This is a genomic window from Streptomyces sp. NPDC045778, assembly GCF_056431945.1.
Genome location: NZ_JBWKJZ010000024.1, coordinates 82,397 through 101,002 on the forward strand (window position 1 = coordinate 82,397; position 18,606 = coordinate 101,002).

At 74.5% G+C, this 18,606-nt stretch carries 2 protein-coding genes (1 of these 2 running past the window's edge); both read right to left on the reverse strand.

What is annotated here, in order from left to right; translation table 11 throughout:
• A protein-coding gene (locus tag AC07GB_RS27580; RefSeq protein ID WP_478849974.1) for an amino acid adenylation domain-containing protein crosses the window boundary here: on the reverse strand, window positions 1-4,180 show its 5' end (the start). The gene continues 17,924 nt to the left of window position 1, outside the view; the window shows 4,180 of its 22,104 coding nt (coding positions 1-4,180); it begins with the start codon at window positions 4,178-4,180; its stop codon lies beyond the left edge, outside the window.
• Window positions 4,177-18,378: an SDR family NAD(P)-dependent oxidoreductase gene (locus AC07GB_RS27585; protein ID WP_478849976.1), complete on the reverse strand. Its 14,202-nt coding sequence runs from the start codon at window positions 18,376-18,378 to the stop codon at window positions 4,177-4,179. The genes AC07GB_RS27580 and AC07GB_RS27585 overlap by 4 nt, the downstream gene beginning before the upstream one ends.
• Window positions 18,379-18,606 lie beyond the last annotated feature (228 nt).

Below are 18,606 nucleotides of genomic sequence, written 5' to 3' on the forward strand. Positions count from 1 at the left end.
AGAAGCCGGTGGCGTCGCCGCCGTCGTTGTTGACGGCGATGCCGCGCAGCAGGCCGTAGACGTGGTCGCCGTCGGCGACGGCGTCGGCGGCGCGGCGGATGAGCAGGGCGACGACGCCCTCGCCGCCCGCCATGCCGTCGGCGTCCGCGTCGAAGGCCTTGACGCGGCCGTCGCCGGAGAGGTTGAGGCCCGCCTTGTGGACGTAGCCGAGGCCGTCGACGCTGTTCGCCGAGGCCGCCGCCACGAGGGCGAAGTCCGTCTCGCCCGTCTGCACGGCGCGGGCCGCGAGGGCGAGCGCGCTCAGCGAGGAGGAGCAGTTGGAGTGCACGGACATGCTCGGCCCGCCGAAGCCGAGCTGGTAGGAGACCATGGAGGCGACGGTGCCGCTCTGGCTCATCACCCACGACAGGTACTGCCGGGGGTCCTCGATGACCGCGGCGGGCGTCTCGCCGGTGTCGTCCGGTGCGCCGTAGTGGTGGTTGCCGGTGGAGACGTACACCCCGGTGTTCGGGATCTGCCGGTGGTCGCGGCCCGCGTCCTCGACGGCCTTCCAGGCGTGCAGCAGGACCTGGCGGAACTGCGGGTCCATCAGCTCGACGTGCTGGGGCGAGAGCCGGAAGAACGCGCCGTCGAACTCCTCCTTGCCGTCGAGCCCCGAGCGCAGCGGCACGAAGTCCGGGTCGTCCAGGACGCGTTCGGGCACGCCCGCGGCGCGCAGCTCCGCCTCGCTCCAGCGGCCCGCGGAGGCGTGGCCGCGCTTGAGGTTCTCCCAGAACTCCCAGTGGTCGCGGGCGTCGGGGAAGCGGCAGGAGATGCCGACGACAGCGACGGCGTCGTCGGGAAGCGCCGCGCGCTCCGGCGCGGGGGCCTGCGCCGTGGCGGCCTCGCCCGCCCGGTCCGCGGCCTCCGCCTGGTCCGCGGCGTCCGCTCGGTCCCCGGCGTCCCCGGCGTCCGCGGCGTCCGGTGTCCGCTCCCGTACGTACGCGGCGACATCGGCCGCGGTGGCGTACTTGAACAGGTCGGCGGCCGCGAACGGCACCCCGAGCCTGCGGCTGATGAGGTCCGCGAGCACCACGGCCGACAGCGAGTTGCCGCCGGCCTCGAAGAAGGAGGCGCCCGGAGTGAGGTCCCGTACCTTCAGGACCTCCTGCCAGCAGGCCAGGACGTCCCGCTCGACGTCCCGGGTCGGCCGGGCGGCCGCCTCGGGGCGCGCGGCCGGAGCGGGTGCGGCGGACACCTCGCGCCCCATCAGGGCGGTGCGGTCGACCTTGCCGCTGCCCGTCAGCGGGACGGCGTCGAGCGGGACGTAGAAGTCCGGGACCATGTACGCGGGCAGCAGCGCGCGCAGGTGGTCCTTGAAGGCGTCGGCGCGGGCGCCCGCGCGGCGCGGCACGTAGTACGCGACGAGCTGCTTGGCCCCGTCCTCGCCGCGGGCGACGACCACGCACTCGGCGACGTCCTGGTGGCGGCCCAAGTGGTACTCGATGTCGCCCAGTTCGATGCGGTAGCCGCGGATCTTCACCTGGAAGTCCTTGCGGCCCAGGTAGTCGATCTCGCCGTCCTCGGTCCAGCGGGCCAGGTCGCCGGTGCGGTAGAGCTTGCCGCCGGGCACCAGGTCGTGGTCGACGAACTTCTCCGCGGTGAGGTCGGGGCGGTTCACATAGCCCTTCGCGAGGCCCTTCCCCGCGATGCACAGCTCGCCGGTCCCGCCGTGCGGCACCGGGCGCAGGCTGTCGTCGAGGATGTGCACCTGGGTGTGGGCGACCGGCCTGCCGATGGTGGTCGGCCGGTCGTGGCGGACCAGGCCGCCGGTGGAGTACACGGTGGTCTCCGTCGGCCCGTACAGGTTCCAGGCCTCGGTGCCGGTGTCGCGGAAGAACTCCTTCAGTGTCCTCGGCAGCGCCTCGCCGCCGCAGAAGACCCGTACGCCCTCGGGGTTGCGCCAGCCCGAGTGGAACAGCATGCTCCACGTCGCCGGGGTCGCCTGCATCACGGTGGGCCGCACCCGGGAGATGCGCTCCTTGAGCCGCTCCACGTCCTTGATCGTCGGGCTGTCGCAGACGTGGACGCGGGCCCCGCACACCAGCGGCAGGAGCAGTTCGACCTGGGCCATGTCGAAGCTGACGGTCGTGACGGCGAAGAGGGTGTCCGTCGCGTCCATGCCGGGCTCACGGCGCAGCGAGCCGAGCAGGTTGGTGAAGCCCCGGTGCGGGATCATCACGCCCTTGGGGCGGCCGGTGCTGCCCGACGTGTAGATGACGTACGCCAGGTCGTCGCCGGTCACGGGAACGGCGACAGGTCCCGGGCCGAGGGCGGCCGTGAGGGCGGCCCGCTCCTCGTCGAGCACGAACAGCGCGGGCGCCGCGGCGCCGCCTGCCGCGAGGCCGCGGGCGCGGGCCGCGTGCCGGGACTGCGTGACGATCAGCCGGGTGCCGCTGTCCGTCACGATGTCCGTGAGCCGGGCGGCGGGAAGCTCCGGGTCGAGGGGGACGTAGGCGGCGCCCGCCTTGAGGACGCCGAGGAGGGTCACGACGAGGTCGGGCGACCGGTCGAGCAGCACGGCCACCAGGTCGCCGCGCCGCACGCCCCGCGCCACCAGGCAGGAGGCAAGGGCGTCGCTGCGGGCGCCGAGCGCCTCGTACGTCAGGATCTCTTCCTGGCCTGCCACGGCGACCGCGTCCGGGGTACGGCGGGCCGTCTCGTCGACGAGGTCCTGCACGCACAGCTCGGCGCCGCGCTGCCGCAGCGCGGCCACGGTGGTGCGCGGGTCGTCGCACACCGCCGCCAGGACGTCCAGGAAGCGGCCCGCCAGCTCCTCGATGAAGGCGTGGTGGTAAAGCTCCGGCTGGTACTTCCAGTACAGGGCGTAGCCCGCGCCGCTGCGCCACACCTCGACGGAGAGTTCGTACTCCCCCTCCTGGTGCAGTTCCTCGACGAGGCGGTAGGGCCGGTCGGCGTCGGCGATGCCGTCGAGCACGTCCTGGAAGACGAACGCCGTCTGGAACACCGGCGAGCGTCCGGCCGGGGTGTCCTGCGCCAGCTCCCGCACCAGGGCCGGGAAGGGGTAGCCGTGCAGCAGGTCGTCGGATACGTCCCGCTGCGCGCGGCCGACGAGCCCCTCGAAGGGTTCCTCGGGCGGCAGCGCGACGCGCACCGGCACCATGTTGATCATCAGGCCCATGGTGCGGGCGAGGGCCTCGCCGTCGCGCTCGTTCACGGGCATCCCGACGACGAGTTCGCCGGCGTCGGAGTACGTCGCCAGGGTCGCCGCGTAGGCGGTGAGCATGGCGGTGGACACGAAGGCCCGGCAGGTGGCGGCGAACTCGGCGACGCGCCCCGCCAGTTCCGCGGGCACCTCGGTCACGAGGGTCTTCCCGGCGAACCGGTCGGCGAGGGCCGTGTGGGGCCGCTCCGCGGGCAGGTCGAGGACGGGCAGGGGCGCGGCGAGCCGCTGCCGCCAGTACGGCAGGCGCGCGGCGCCGCGCTCGGCCAGGGTGCGGCGCTCCTCGCGGACGAAGTCGTGGAAGCCCGCGGTGCTCTCGGCCGCCTGTGCCGGGGAGCCGTTCACCCGCGCCTCGTACTCCTCGAACAGCGTGCTCATCAGGAGCGTCGCCGACGTGCCGTCGAAGACGATGTGGTGCACGACGATCAGGACGAGCGACTCGCCCGCCGGCCGGTCGAAGACGCGGACCCGGAAGACTCCTCCGCCGTCCTGCCCGGCCGTCCCGTCCAGCGAGAACGCCCGCTTGCTCGCCCGCTCGACGGCGGCGAGCGCCTCGCCCTCGTCGCGGGTGCCCGTCAGGTCGGCCCGCGCGAAGTCGAGCGCGCGGGCGGGGTCGACGGACTGCGCCGGCTCGCCTCCGTCCTGGCGGATCACCGTGCTGAGCACGGGGTGGCGCACGAGCAGCGCCCGGCAGGCGTCCTGGAAGGCCGCCACGTCCAGGCCGCTGACGCGGAAGCACAGCGGCACGTTGTACGCCGCCATGTCCGGGTACGCGCGCTGGAGCGCCCACAGTCCGCGCTGCCCCTCGGAGAGGGGGTACGCGAACTCCCCCGCGGGCCGCGCCGCGTCCTGGGGCCCCGCCTGGTCGCGCAGGTCGCGCAGGAGGTCGCCGACCTCACGGGCGCTGACCTTGCCCGCCTTGTAGTCCGCGATGAGGGCACTCAGCTCGTGCTTCACTTCTCGTAACTCTCTTCGTCGAGGAGCGCGATGGCGTCGTCGAGGTGCAGGGCGCCGGCGCGCAGGCCCTCGAGGACATCCAGGACGTCGGGCGCGGCGGGCCGTGCCTCCGGGCGCGTGGCGACAAGGCGCGCCAGGCCCACGGGCCACCTGGCCTCCAGGTGCCCGGCGAGTTCGGCGACGGTGCCGTACTCGAACAGGGCGCTGGGTACGAAGCCGGGCGCGACCGTCGCCGCCAGGTCCTTGCTGAGGCCGACGGCGCCGAGCGACGTCAGGCCAAGCTCGATGAGGCCCGCGTGCGGGCCGATGTCCTGTACGGGACGTCCCACACGGGCGGCGACGAGTTGCCGCAGATAGCCGCGCGCCTTCTCCTGCGCCGGGAGGTCGGCCCGGTGCGTGTCGGGCGGCGCCTCGCCGTCCGGTACGAACTGCCAGTGGGTGCCGCCGGTCGCGGGGGTGGCGGCGGGTGCCGTCGCTGTCGCTGTCGGGGCGGTGGTGGTGCCTGCGGGTGCCGTGACCCAGTGGCGCCGCTTGGCGAACGGGTACGTGGGCAGGTGGACGCGCCGCGGCGCGGCCGAGCCGCGCGGGGCGGGCCAGTCGACCGCGTAGCCGCCGATCCACAGCTCCGCGACCTTGCCCCAGGCGCCCCGCGCCGCCCACCGGCCGACGAGTTCCGCGCGGACGTCGTCCTCGTCGAGGAGCCGTGCCTCACCGGCCGGCTCCGCCGCGCGCCCGCGCCACACCTGGACCCCGGCGCCGTCGGGCTCGGTTCCGCCCGCCACGGCCTCCAGACCCTCGCGGACCTCGTCCAGGTCGTGCGCGAGGATCACCGCGCGCTCGGCCAGGGCCACGCGCCCGGTCTGGAGGGTGTGGGCGAGGGCCGCGGGGGCGAGCGCGGCGCCCTCCTTGGTGTCGAGGAAGCGCAGCAGCTTCTCCGCGTAGGCGCGCAGCCGGTCGCCGTCGGTGGCCGACAGCGGTACGAGCACGGGGCCCGCCGCGTCGCCGCTCAGGGCGTGGTCGGGCACCGGGGGCGCCTCTTCGACGACCACGTGGGCGTTGGTGCCCGTGGCGCCGAACGCGCTCACTCCCGCGCGGCGCGGCGTGCCGGGCCCGCCCGCGTCCACCGTCCACTCCGCGAGGTCCGTCTGGAGGCGGAAGGGCGAGTCGGCCAGGTCGAGGTACGGGTTGATTCCGGCGCCGCCGACCAGCGGCGTCAGGGTCCTGTGGTGGAGCTGGAGCACCGCCTTGGTGAGCCCGCTGATCCCGGCGGCCGCCTCGGCGTGGCCGATGGCGGACTTGACCGAGCCGAGGGCGCAGAAGCCCTTGGCGTCGGTGTGCTTCTCGAACGCCCGGCGCAGCCCCTGCACTTCGATGAGGTCGCCGATCTCCGTGCCCGTGCCGTGAGCTTCGAGGTAGCCGATCGTCCCGGGGTCGACCCCGGCGCGCTCCAGACAGGTCTCGATGAGTTCCGCCTGCGCGGCGACGGACGGCACCCTGATGCCCGGGGTCCGCCCGGAGTGGTTGACCGCGGTGCCCTTGATGACGGCGTACACGGCGTCGCCGTCGGCCAGCGCCCGGTCAAGGGGCTTCAGGAGCACGGCGCCGACGCCCTCCGCCGCCACGTAACCGTCGCCACCGGCGCCGAAGGAGCGGGCGGGCGCGTCGCCCGCCAGCAGGTCGAGGGTGCCGTACGTGCGGTACTTGGCCGGGTGCAGCGAGAGGTTCACGCCACCCGCGAGGGCGGCGTCGCACTCGCCGCGCCGCAGGCTCTCCACCGCCAGGTGCACGGCGCTCAGCGACGAGGCGCACACGGCGTCGACGGCGAGGGAGGGGCCGCGGAAGTCGCAGAAGTGCGAGACGCGGTTGGCGATGGCCGCGGCGTTCATCGCCAGGGGCGGGCGCGGGCCCGCCGTGTCGCCGTCGGCCGCGTCGTGCTGCACCAGGACGTAGTCCTTGTGCATGACCCCGGCGAAGACGCCGACCGTCCCGCGCCGTCCGCCGCCCCCGGTCCCGGTCCCGGAGAGGCCCGCGGGCGTGTATCCGGCGTCCTCGACGGCCTCCCAGCACACTTCGAGGAACAGCCGCTCCTGCGGGTCGAGTTGGGCCGCCTCGGCGTCGGGTATCTGGAAGAACTCCGCGTCGAAACAGTCGGGGTCGTCGAGGAAGCCGCCCACCCGGGACACCGGCCGCCCCGAGGGGGTGCGCTCGCCGTCGAAGGTGTCGCGCGGCCAGCGGTCCTCGGGCACCTCGCCGACGCAGTCGCGCCCGGACTTGAGGTTCTCCCAGAACTCGGTGAGGCCGCTCGCCTTCGGGTACCGGCCGCTGATGCCGACAATCGCGATGTCCTGACCGACGGCGACGACGGGGGCCTCGACCGCGCGCTCAGGTGCGCCGACGGGCTTGACCGCCTCGGCTGGCTCCATCGGTTCCATCGCCTCGGCCGGCTGGTGGTGGCGGGCCAGGTGTCCGGCCAGTGCCGACACCGTGGCGTGCTCGAACAGCAGCGTCGGCGCGAGCCTCGTGCCGAGCCGCTCCCCCAGCTCCGCAGAGATCCGCAGCAGCGTCGCGGAGTCCAGGCCAAGGGCGTAGTAGCTCGCGCTCGCGTCGACGTGGTCCGCCGGAACGCCGAGCCGACCGGCGACGACCGACCGTACGAGCGCCTGCATCGCGTCGCCCGCCGGTGTGGCCACAGCTGTCGGCGCGGCCACGGGGTCCGACGCCGCGCCCCGTGCGGGATCGATGTGCCCGGCGTCGCGCACCGCCTTCGTGGTGAGTCCCGTCAGCTCGCCCAGCTTGCGGCCGTGGTCGTCGAAGAACTCCATCCCGAAGGTGAGCAGTTCGTCCGCGCGCGTGATCCCGGCGCGCCGCACACGCGTGTGACAGGCGCGGCCCAGCGGCGCCGCGGCCCGGAACGAGGCGTAGTACAGGGGCAGGAAGAGCCGCGGCTCGCCTCCCAGGGCGACGGCGCTGGCCGCCACCGCGCTCCCGTCGATAAGAACCGGCTGGAACGAACGTTCTATCCAGTCGCCCGCAAGGAAGGACTCGTCGACCGCCAGGCTCACCCAGATGTCGTCGGGCGTGGTGCGCACCGAGCCGACGGCCTTCATCGCGCCCGAGTGCACGAGTTCCTGGGAGCGGAAGCTCCGGTAGATCTCGCAGAGGTCTCGCGCGTCGTCGCCGGGGGCACGCAGCGCGTCGAGGACGTCGGCGGGGGCGTCCGCCTCGAAGGCGGCGGGGGCGTCCGTCAGGTGGACTTCGGCCGTCACGTACGGGGCCGGGGCCACGCCCTCGCTCCCCGCGGCGTCGGTGACGGTGAGGCGCCAGGTGTCCGCGGCCGTGGCGCGCGCCTCGACGCGGAGTTCCACGGCGGCGCCCTCGTCCACGGCGAGCGGCCGGTAGATCGACAGGTCGCGCAGGGTGAGCCGGGCGGGGGACGCGTCCGGTGCCAGCTCGGCGCAGCAGCCGTACAGGAGGTCGATCCAGGCGAGGCCGGGCAGCAGCCGCCGGCCGTAGACGCGGTGGCCGTCCACGACGGCGTCGCGGGCGTCGACGCGCCGCGTCCACACCCGTGCCTCGGTGGCGGCACCGGGCTCGTCGGTGGGGGCGGGTGTGCCGCTGCGGACGGGCACGCCGGTGCGGACGTCGCGGCGGTCGAGCGCCGGGAGCGCCACGGGGCCCCGCCGGGCCGCGCCGGGGCGGGGCGTCGCGGGGCGGCCCAGGATGACGTGGCCGTTCGTGCCGCCGTCGGCGAAGCTGCTCACCGCCGCGTGCGCCAGGTCCACCGGTTCGGCGTGCCGGGGCAGGCGGAGCACGGCGGGGTCGATCGTGAAGTGCTCCATGGGCTGCTCGCCCGACAGGAAGGGCACCGTGCGCTGGTGGTGGACCATCAGCGCGACCTTGATGAACGCGGCGATGCCCTCGGCGCACAGCGGGTGTCCGATGTTGGGCTTCATCGACCCGACGTGCAGCGGCGTGGTCCGGCCGGGTCCGTACACCTCCTGGACGGCCTTCAGCTCCAGGAGGTCGGTGAGTTCGGACCCGGAGCCGTTGACGTCCAGGTGGCCCACCTCGTGCGGGGGGCAGCCGGCCTGGCGGAGGGCTTCCCGCATGACCTGCTTCTGGGCGGTGAGGTTGGGCGTGGCGGGCCCGGCCGTGCGGCCGTCGTTGTTGACGGCGAGGCCCTCGACGACGGCGTACACGGTGTCGCCGTCGCGCTCGGCGGCGGCCAGCGGCTTGAGCAGGACGACGCCCGCGCCCTCGCCGAGGACGACGCCGCCCGCGCGGCGGTCGAAGATGTGGAACTCGCCGTCCTCGCGCAGCAGTCCGCGGCGCCGGAACAGCTCGTGCGCCTCGGGGTCGGCGAGCAGGCTGACGCCCGCGACCAAGGCCAGGTCGACGGAGCCCGCGGCGAGCGCGTCGGTGGCGACCTTCATCGCCGTAAGGGCGGACGAGCAGGCGGTGTCCATGACCATGGCGGGGCCGTGCCAGTCGAAGAACTGGGAGACGTTGGCCGCCAGGTAGTTCTGGCCCACCGTCATGATGGGGTTGCGGGCCCCGTGCACCAGGGTGCCGTCGGGGCGCTGCCCGCTGCGGGCGCCCACGTACACGCCGGTGCGCGAGCCCTCCAGATCGGCCGCGCGGTAGCCGGCGTGGTGGACGGCCTTGAGGCTCTCCTCCAGGAGGACGAGGGCCTGCGGGTCCATGGCGCGGACGTCCTCGGCGTGCAGCATGAAGTGCCCGGCGTCGAAGCCGTACACGTCGTCGACGAGCCCGGCGCGGAAGCCGGTCGGCCGTCCCCAGCGCTCGGCGGGCACCTCGCGCACGGCGCGGCGGCCCTCGGACAGCAGCTCCCAGTAGGCGTCGAGACCGGGAGCACCGGGCAGTCGGCAGGCCATGCCGATCACGGCGACGGCGGCACCCGGGCCGCGGGTGTCCTCGTCCGTGGCGCGCGGTTCGGTGCGGACGGGCGGGGCGGCGGACGGCGCCGGCTCGGGCTCGGGCTCCGCGCCGAAGCGCGTGGCGGTCTCGGCCGGGTAGGTGTCGAGCAGCCAGGTCACGAGTTCGCTCAGGGTCGGGTACTCCAGGAGCACCGACGGGTCGAGCGGCACGTCGAGGTGCCGGCGGATCCGCTGGAGGACCTGGGCGAGCAGGATGGAGTCGGCGCCGTAGTCGGCGTAAGAGGTGTCCTCGTCCAGCTGGCCGGGCTTGAGGCCGAGTTCACCGCTGAAGGTGTCACTGAGGTAGGCGGTGAGCCGGGCCCTGAGGGACTCGGGTGCGGTGGTGTCCCGTGGGGCTTCGACGGTACGGGCCTGGGGCGCCGGGGTGGCCGGGGCCGCCGGGCGCGCGTCCAGGAGGGCGGCCGCGTCGAAGCGGGCGGCGTCGACCCGTACCGGCATGACGACGGGGCCGCGCGGCGCGGTGAGGATCTCGTCGAGGAAGGCCAGGCCTTCGGCGTTCGTGATGCTGAGCAGGCCCGTGTCGGTGTACGCCTTGTTCGTGACCTCGCCGAAGCCGGTCTCGCGCCAGCTCGGCCACTGGACGCTGGTGACGGGCAGTTCGTGGGCGCGGGCCTGGGCGAAGTAGTCCATGAAGGCGTTGCCCATGGCGTAGTCGCTCTGCCCGGCGCCGAGGGCCGGCAGGGCCGCGGACACCGAGGAGAAGAGGACGGCGAAGCGCAGGGGGCGCGGGTCGAGCGCGGCGAGCAGGTGCGCGGTGCCGTCGATCTTGGGTGAGACGACGCGGGCGATGTCGGCGACGGGCTTGCGGACGAACGCCGGGTTGCTCGTGTCGACGAGGCCCGCCGCGTGCAGGACGCCCGCGATCGGCCCGAGCGTCGACGAGACGGTGGCGACGGCCGCCGCCACCGCGTCCGCGTCGTCCAGGGGCAGCGCGAGCACGCGTACCTCGACGCCCTGTGCCTCCAGGGCTGCGACGGCGTCGGTCTTCGCCCGGACGGCGGGCGGGCAGGCGTCCGGGTCCGTCCACAGGTGGCGCGGCGGCAGGGGCTCGCGGCCGGTCAGGACGAGGCGTCGTACGCCGTGCCGGGCGACGAAGTGCTGGGCGCACAGCAGGCCGATGCCCCGGGTGCCGCCGGTCACGAGCAGGACCTCGTCGGGGGCGAAGGCGGGCGGTGTGCGCCGGGACGCCGTGGGCGCCGGGGTCTCGGCGAGCACCGGGGCGAGCCGGGTGCCGTCGCGGTGGCAGACCTCCGGCGTGCGCCCGTCGTCGAGGAGTTCCCGGTGGACGACGGCCGCGAGGGCGGCGGCGTCGCGCACGCCGGGGTCGAGGTCGAGGTGGCGGGAGGCGAGGCCCCGGTACTCGCTCTGGAGCAGGCGGTAGAGCGCGGCACGGGCGGCCCCCGCGAGCGGGATCCGGTGGGACGCGCCGGGCTCGACGGGGCCGGGGGTCTCCAGGCCTTGGGTGACGAAGAGCAGGTGGATGTCCCGCGAGGCCTTCGCGTCGAGCACGCGCCGCAGGAGCGCGAGCGCACGGCCGGAGGCGCTGCCCTCGGCGATCCGGTCGATGCCGTCGGTGTGGGCGGTGTCGTCGGTGTCGTCGGTGTCGTCGCCGATCCCGGTGAGGTCGACCAGGGCGGCGCACGCGGGGGCGTGCCGGTCGACGACGCCGTCGGCGCCGGGGTCCGTCGCGTCCACCGGTGTGGCGCGGTCGACGAGTTCGGCGATGCGTTCGGCGAGCCGCCGGGTGGCGGGGTCGTGCAGGACGAGGACGCCCGAAGGGCCGGGCCGCCCGGGCGTGGAGGGGGCGGGGCGCCACTGCTTGGTGAGGAAGAGCGGCGTACCGGAGGCGGCGGGCGCCGCGTCGGCGGGCGCGGGAGCGGCGGGCGCGGCCTCGGGTATCCAGTGCCGGTCGCGTGCGAACGGGTACGTGGGGGCGCTGATCCTGCGCGGCGTGGTGGCGTGCAGGGCCTGCCAGTCGGGCGCGGCGCCGCGCGCCCACAGCTCCAGGAGTTCGGCCGCCTTGCCGCGCCGCGCCAGGGCGGCGAGGGTCTCGGCGAGTTCCTCGGCGGGCACGACGGCCAGGGCCTTGCGGTCCCGCTTGGCGTTGCCGCGGCAGACGCCCTCCACGGCGGTGTCACCGGCCAGGTGGCGCTCCAGCTTCCGGGCGAGCGCGGCGAAGGAGTCGGCGACGACGCCGAGGCGCTCGTCCATGGCCTCACGCCCGGTCTGGAGCGTGTACGCGAGGTCCGCGGGGGTGATGTCGGCGGTCCCTGCTGCGTCCTGCTTGTCCCGGGCGAAGCGCAGCAGCCGCTCGGCGTAGGCGCGCAGCCGGTCGTCGTCCTTCGCCGAGAGCGGGAACAGCTGCGGGCCGTGTCCTGCGGGGGCGGGGCGGCGGTCGAGGTGCTCGGCCACGATCAGGTGCGCGTTGGCGCCACCGGCACCGAAGGAGGAGACTCCGGCGATCCGCGGCCGCGGGCGCCCGTCGACGACGGGGCGCTCCCAGTCGCGCAGCTCCTGGTTGACGACGAACGGCGTACGGGAGAAGTCGATGTGCGGGTTGAGCGTCGCGGAGTGCAGCGACGGCACGATCTGGCCGTGCTGGAGCTGGAGCAGGACCTTGGTGAGCCCGGCGATGCCGGCGGCGCTCTCGCAGTGGCCGATGTTGGACTTCGCGGAGCCGAGGTAGCAGGGGCCCGTGACGTCCCCGCCGTCCGGGGACGCGGCGGCGAAGGCCTGGCTCAGGCCGGTGATCTCGATGGGGTCGCCGAGCTTCGTCCCCGTGCCGTGCGCCTCGACGTAGCTGATGGTCCTCGGGTCGACGCCGGACTCGCTCAACGCGTCCTGGATCGCGGCCTGTTGGGCGCGCGGGTTGGGCACAGTGTAGCCGTTGGTGCGCCCGCCGTGGGAGACGCCGCTGCCCTTGATGACGCCGTAGACGTGGTCGCCGTCGCGTTCGGCGTCGCGCAGGGGCTTGAGCAGGACGACGCCGACGCCTTCGCCGGGTATGTAGCCGTCGCCGCCGACGCCGAAGCTCTCGCAGTGGCCCTGGCTGGAGATGAACTGGCCGGTGCTCAGGCCCAGGTACTTGTTCGGGTGCACGGTCACGTTGACGCCGCCCGCGAAAGCGAGTCCGGTGCGGCCGCGGCGCAGGTCGCGGCAGGCCAGCTCCACGGCGGTGAGCGAGCTTGAGCACATGGTGTCGACGGTCATGCTGGGGCCGTGCAGGTTCAGCACGAAGGAGACGCGGTTCGCGACGCTCGCGTAGCTGCTGCCGAGGGCGTGGGGGTTGCCGCGGCCCGCGCCGTCGCCGTCGCCGGGGAACAGCAGCTGGTACTGCCCCCACATCACGCCCGCGTACACGCCGACCCGCCCGGCGGCGCCGTCGCCGGTGGCGCGACCGAGACGCTCCCGGGTGTAACCGGCGTCCTCCATCGCGGTCCAGGCGTGCTCCAGGAACAGCCGCTCCTGCGGGTCCAGGTAGTCGGCCTCGTGTGGCGCGATGTTGAAGAACAGCGGGTCGAAGCGGTCCACCTCGGCGATGAAGCCGCCCCACTTGCTGTAGTGGCGGCCGGGCACGGTGCGGTCCTGCTCGTAGTGCTCCCGCCAGTCCCAGCGGTCCTCGGGGACCTCGACGACGCAGTCCCGTCCGGCGCGCAGGTTGTCCCAGAACTCGTGGACGTCCCGCGCTTCGGGGTAGCGGCCGGACAGGCCGATGACGGCGATGTCCAGGGCGGTGTCCTCCTCGGCGGGGCGCGCCTGCGGCCCGGGGGCTTCCCGCACGACCGCGGCGGGCGCCACGGCGGCGGGCCGCCGCTCCGCCCGCTCGGGGCCGTCCGCGAACATCCCCTCCAGGACGGCCCGGTGGCCGCCGAGGAAGTAGCCGCCCAGTTCGGCGAGCGTGTGGTACTCGAACAGCAGCGTCTTCGGCAGCGAGCCGAACGTCTTCTCCAGGCCCGCCGTCAGCTCGGTCGCCAGGATCGAGTCCATGCCGTACGAGCCCAGGGGTTCGGCGTCGTCGATGTCGCCCGGGGGCAGCTGGGTGAGGCGGCACAGCTCCGCCCTGAGGAACTCCACCGCGCGGGCGCGCAGGGCCTGCTCGTCGGCCGCAGCGGCCCTGTCGGCGACGGGGGCGGGGGCGGGCCGGGCGGGCTCCGGGGCGGGCGCCGCGTCCAGGAGTGCCCGCTCGCCCGCCGCGCGGTCCCCGGCCCAGACGACGACGTGGGGCTCGGCGCTGTCCAAGGCGCGGTGGAAGGCGTCGACCCCGGCGTCCGTGGCCATCGGCAGGAAGCCGCCGCGCAGCCGCAGGGCCTTGCGGGTGTCCTCGTCCGCGCCCATGCCGCCGCCGTGCCACAGGGGCCAGGCGACCGACAGGGTCCGCCCGCCGCGCTCGCCCGCGGCGACACGCGTGGCGCGGTGGTGGGCGAACGCGTCGAGGAAGGCGTTGGCCACGGCGTAGTCGGCCTGGCCGACATTGCCGGTGGCACCCATGACGGATGAGAACAGCGCGAAGAAGTCCAGGTCGAGGCCCTTGGTGGCCTCGTCGACTGCGTGGCAGCCGGCGAGCTTGGGGGCGAGGACGCGGCGGAACTCCGCGTCGGTCTTGCGCTGGAGGAAGGCGTCGTGCAGGACCCCGGCGGCGTGCAGCACGCCGTGCAGCGCCTTGTGACGCCGCGTCAGCTTCCGGACGAGGCGCTCGGTGGCCCGCCGGTCCGTGACGTCGAGCACGTGGTACTCGGGACGCGCGCCCTCGGCACGCAGTGCCGCCAGCTCCGCCTCGACCGCCGGGCCCAGCGGGGACCTGCCGGTCAGGCACAGGACGGCGCCGGGGGCGCGGCGGGCGATGTCCCGGGCGAAGATCCGGCCGAGGCCGCCCGCGCCGCCGGTGATGAGGTAGACGCCACCGGCCCGCCACGGCACGGGCGGCACGCCGGGCGCGCCCGCCGCGTCCAGGGGCTCCCAGGCGAGGACCTCGCGGGCGCCGCCGCCGTGGCGGACGTGCTGGTCGCCGGGGTGGTGGCTCTCCGCCTCCAGGGTCTCGGCGAGATACGCGGCCGACGCGTCGGCGGGCACGGCGACGACCTGGCCGACGAGGGCCGGATTCTCCAGACGGGCCGTGCGCAGCAGTCCGGACAGGGCCTGGTGCAGCGCCTGTTCGCCGTCGGCGGGGGTCACGACCTGGAGGAGCACGGAGCCTGCGGGCTTGCCGAGGAGGAGGCCTCGTACGGCGCGGAGCAGTTCGACGGCGTGCTCGGCGACGGAGTGCGCCACCGGGCGGTCGGTGGCCTGCTCGGGCGGCTCCAGAAACGTCACTTCCGGGGCGAGCGCGCGCAGTTCGCCGAGGTGGCCTTCGAAGCCGCAGGCGAGCACGAGCCGCGCCGTGCGGGCGGGGGCGTCGGGGCGGCCAGGGGCGTCGGCCGCGCGCCACACCGGGCGGAACAGCGTCACGTCGTGCGTGGCGCCCGCCTCCGCGGCGGGCTGCGTGGTCTTGCGCATGGAGTAGCCGCGCAGCCGCGCGAAGATCCTTCCCTGGTCGTCGCAGAGGTCGAGGTCCCAGCGCCGCACCTGGCGCGAGGCGGTCGGCACCGCGCGGATCCACGCGTACGCGGAGCGCGGCGTCGTCCCGTGGACGTCGAGGCGGTCGAGGGCGAAGGGCAGCGCGAGACCGCCTGGTTCCGCCGCGTGGACGTCCGGCGCGAAGGCGGCCTGGAGGGCGCCGTCGAGCACGCTGGGGTGCAGGACGAAGTCGCCGAGGGTGGCCGCCACCTCGTCCGGTACGGCCAGCGCGGCGAGGAGTTCGCCGTCGCCGAGGCGGATCTCGCGCACCGCCCGGTGCGCGGCGCCGTAGTCGAGTCCTGTGGCGCGCAGCGTGGCGTAGAAGTCGTCCACGTCGAGCACCGCGGCGCCCGTGCGGGACTTCAGCGCGTCGAGGTCGAGGAGATCGGGCGCGGCCGTCCGCACGCGGGAGGCCGTTCCACGCGCGTGGACGACGTCGGCAGCGCGGATCTCGAAGGCGAACGGGCCGTCCGCGGGGGCCGGATCCGCCGCGGCGGCGGGGCCGTTCGCGCCCTCCGTCAGGACGGTGCGGAGCGTCCGCGTCCCGTCGCGTACGACGACGGGGCGCGACCACGCCACGTTCTCCAGGCGCAGCGCCCCGGCCGCGTCGGCGGTGGCGGGCAGCGTGCGGTCGGCGGCCTCGCGTGCCATCTCCAGGGAGGCGACGGCGGGCAGCACCGGATCGCCCGCGACGCGGTGGTCGCGCAGGAAGAAGTCCTGCGCGGTGACGGTGGACTCGAAGCAGGCGACGGCGCCCGCGTCCGGCGTGGCGCGCTGGAGCAGGGGGTGGTGGGGGGCGCGCGGCGCGGCGGACGGGTCCTGGTCGGCCGTGCCGCGCGGCCCGGCGTCGGTGGGGTCGTCGCCGATCCAGTAGTGGTCGCGGTCGAAGGCGTGGGTGGGCAGCGGGACGCGGCGCGCCCTGCCGTACGCCGTCCAGTCGACGCGGGCGCCGCGCACCCACGCGGCCAGGACGTCCGCGGCGGCCGCGCCGGGAGCGGGGGCGGGCGGGGCGTCCCGCTCGGCTCGTCCGCGCAGGACGGCGGGCGAGGCGGGTGCGCCCGTCACGAAGCCCGTCACGAAGTCGTCGAGGAGCGCGGTGAGGGAGGCCACGCTCGTCACCGGCAGGCCGAGCCGCTCGGGCAGCTCCGCGCGGCCCACCTGCGTGGTGTACGCGATGTCCCTCAGGTCCGCGTCGGCCGGCTGCTCCTGCCGCAGGTGGTCGAGCAGGCGCTGGGCCTGGCGCAGCAGCTGGGGCGTGCTGCGGGCGGACAGGACGACCATCGAGGGCTCTCGGGAGGTGCCCCCACCGTGGGCCGTGTCCGGCGCGGGCTCGGTGCGCGGGAACTCCTCGACGACGACGTGGGCGTTGCTGCCGCCCGAGCCGAAGCTGCTGATCCCGGCGCGGCGGAGGGGGCGTCCTTCGAGGTCCCAGGCGGAGAGCCGCCTCACGACGGAGAACGGCGAGGCGTCGAGGTCGATGTGCGGGTTGGGGCGCTCGTAGTGGAGCGAGGCGGGGAGCTGCCGGTGCTGGAGGGCGAGGACGGTCTTCAGCAGGCCGGTGATGCCCGCGGCGGCTTCCAGATGGCCCAGGTTCGTCTTCACCGAGCCGAGGGCGCAGGGGACGTCGCTGTCGGCGAACGCCTTGGTCAGGCCCTGGACTTCGATGGGGTCGCCGAGGGCGGTGCCGGTGCCGTGCGCTTCCACGTAGCCGATGTCGCGCGCGCTGAGGCCCGCGTCGGCGAGGGCGGCTTCGACGAGGCTCGCCTGGAGGGCGGCGCTGGGCACGGTGAGGCCGCCCGCCTGGCCGCCGTGGTTGGTGGCGCTGCCCTTGATGACGGCGTGCACCGGGTCGCCGTCGGCGAGCGCGGCGGCGAGCGGCTTCAGGAGCAGGGCGACGCCGCCCTCGGAGCGCACGTAGCCGTTGGCCGAGGCGTCGAAGGTCTTGCACAGCCCGTCGGGCGACAGCATGCCCGCCTGGTGGTAGGCGATGCTGTTGGCGGGGTGGCACAGCACGTTGACGCCGCCGACCAGGGCCGTGTCGCACTCCCCCGCGCGCAGCGCGCGCAGGGCGGTGTGCACGGCCACGAGGGAGCTGGAGCAGGCCGTGTCGAGCTGGACGCTCGGGCCGCGCAGGTCGAAGAAGTACGAGACGCGGTTGGCGATCACGGCCATGGAGGTCGCGAGGCCGCTGTGGGCGCGCACGGGCAGGCCGCGGGTGTCCATGACGCGCTGGTAGTCCGAGCCGCTGGCGCCGATGAAGACGCCCGTCCGCGTGCCCGCGACGCCGCTCGGCGCGTATCCGGCGTCCTCCAGGCAGGCCCAGGCCAGCTCCAGGGCCCAGCGCTGCTGCGGGTCCATGTGCCGTGCCTCGTACGGGGTGACGCGGAACAGGCCCGCCTCGAAGGCCCCGGCGTCGGTGACGAAGCCGCCGCGGTCGATGCCGGGGTGGGTGTCGGGCCCGGTGCCGTCGGGCCACTGCCAGCGCCCCTCGGGCAGGGTGCCGATCGCGCTGCGGCCGGACGTGAGCAGCTCCCACAGACCGGCGCGGTCCTCGATGCCGCCGGGCAGGCGGCAGGCCGTCCCGATGATCGCCACATCGCGGGAGCCGTGATCGCGGGAGCCGTGATCGCGGGAGCCGTGATCGCGGGAGCCCTGGTCGCGGGAGCCCTGGTCGCGGGAGCCCTGGTCGCGGGAGCCCTGGTCGCGGGAGTCGGCGGAGCGCGCGGGCCGCGTGGCCGCGGCGGACGCCTCGGCCTCCGGCGTGTGGCCTGTTTCACCCTCCCTGAGATCTTCCAGGTAGGAAATGATCAAGGCACCGGTGTTGTGCTCGAAGAAGAAGAGGGGGGCGAGCGCAATTCCGTATCGGGATTCGATCTTTTCCTGAAGATCCAGAAGCCCTGCCGAGTCGAATCCCAGCTCGAAGAGAGGGCTTTCCAGCGGGTGCTCGATTCCCTCGTAGTCAACGCCGAGTATAACGTCGAAGAACTCCCGTATTTCCCCGGCGAGTTGCCCGCCCGACGGAATGGGGGCCGCCGCGGACTTCTCTCCTTCGCTTTGGAGAATTCGCACTCGCTCCTGACGGGCCGACAGATCGTAGACGACGAGTACGCCGTTTCCCTCGTTGTCCAGATCTCCCGGCCGATATCCCGGGACGAGCGCGCGGATCTCGGCGCCGTGGAGCTGGTGCAGGCGCAGGACGGTGTCGAGGCAGCGACCCTGCGCGTTCGTCGCGCGCACGTACGCGGCCAGGTCCGCTTCCGGGTGCCTGCCGAAGTCCCGGCACCGGGTCACGCCGACCGCCGTCCGGACGGACGCCTCGCTCTCAGCCCAGGTCAGCAGGTGTTCCAGCAGCGTGTCGCCGAAACGGAAGCTCTGCTTCGAAGGGTCGACGTTCAGCGAGAGGACATGGGCGACCGGCCCCTCGGGCCGGTGCAGGCGGTCGGCGGTGGCGAAGGTCGCGGAGAACACGTCCTCCGGCTGCGCGATGCGCTGGGAGTAGATGACCGCGTGCACCGCGCCGTCGGACTCGACGACGAACTGGCCGACGGGATAGGAGAAAAGCCGCCGGCGGATGACTTCTTCGGAGACCCGCAGCGGCTCGGGCCAGCACAACTCCTCGAGTTCGAGAAGTCGGGGCAGGTCGGAGAGGCGAGCATGACGAATGACATCGTTGCGCTGTTGAACCATGTGTACGTACGCCCCGTCCCCCGTGCCCGGCGTTTCACAACCGTCGAGCAGTCGTCTACTCGCCTACTCACTGACGACTGTCCCGCAACACTGCGTCACGAAAGGGCCGACCGTCAAGCACTAATTTTCCGGGCCGCGTCCGCCGTCGTCAGTTCCGCTTGTCCGGAATTCATGGTGGACCGGGGACCGAGTGGGTGCGAGCTGCGGGGACGGAGTCACGGGCCGGTC

Bases quoted from the DNA above. Each gene is read 5' to 3' on its own strand.
- AC07GB_RS27585 (WP_478849976.1), bottom strand. From the start codon at position 18,378: ATGGTTCAACAGCGCAACGATGTCATTCGTCATGCTCGCCTCTCCGAC.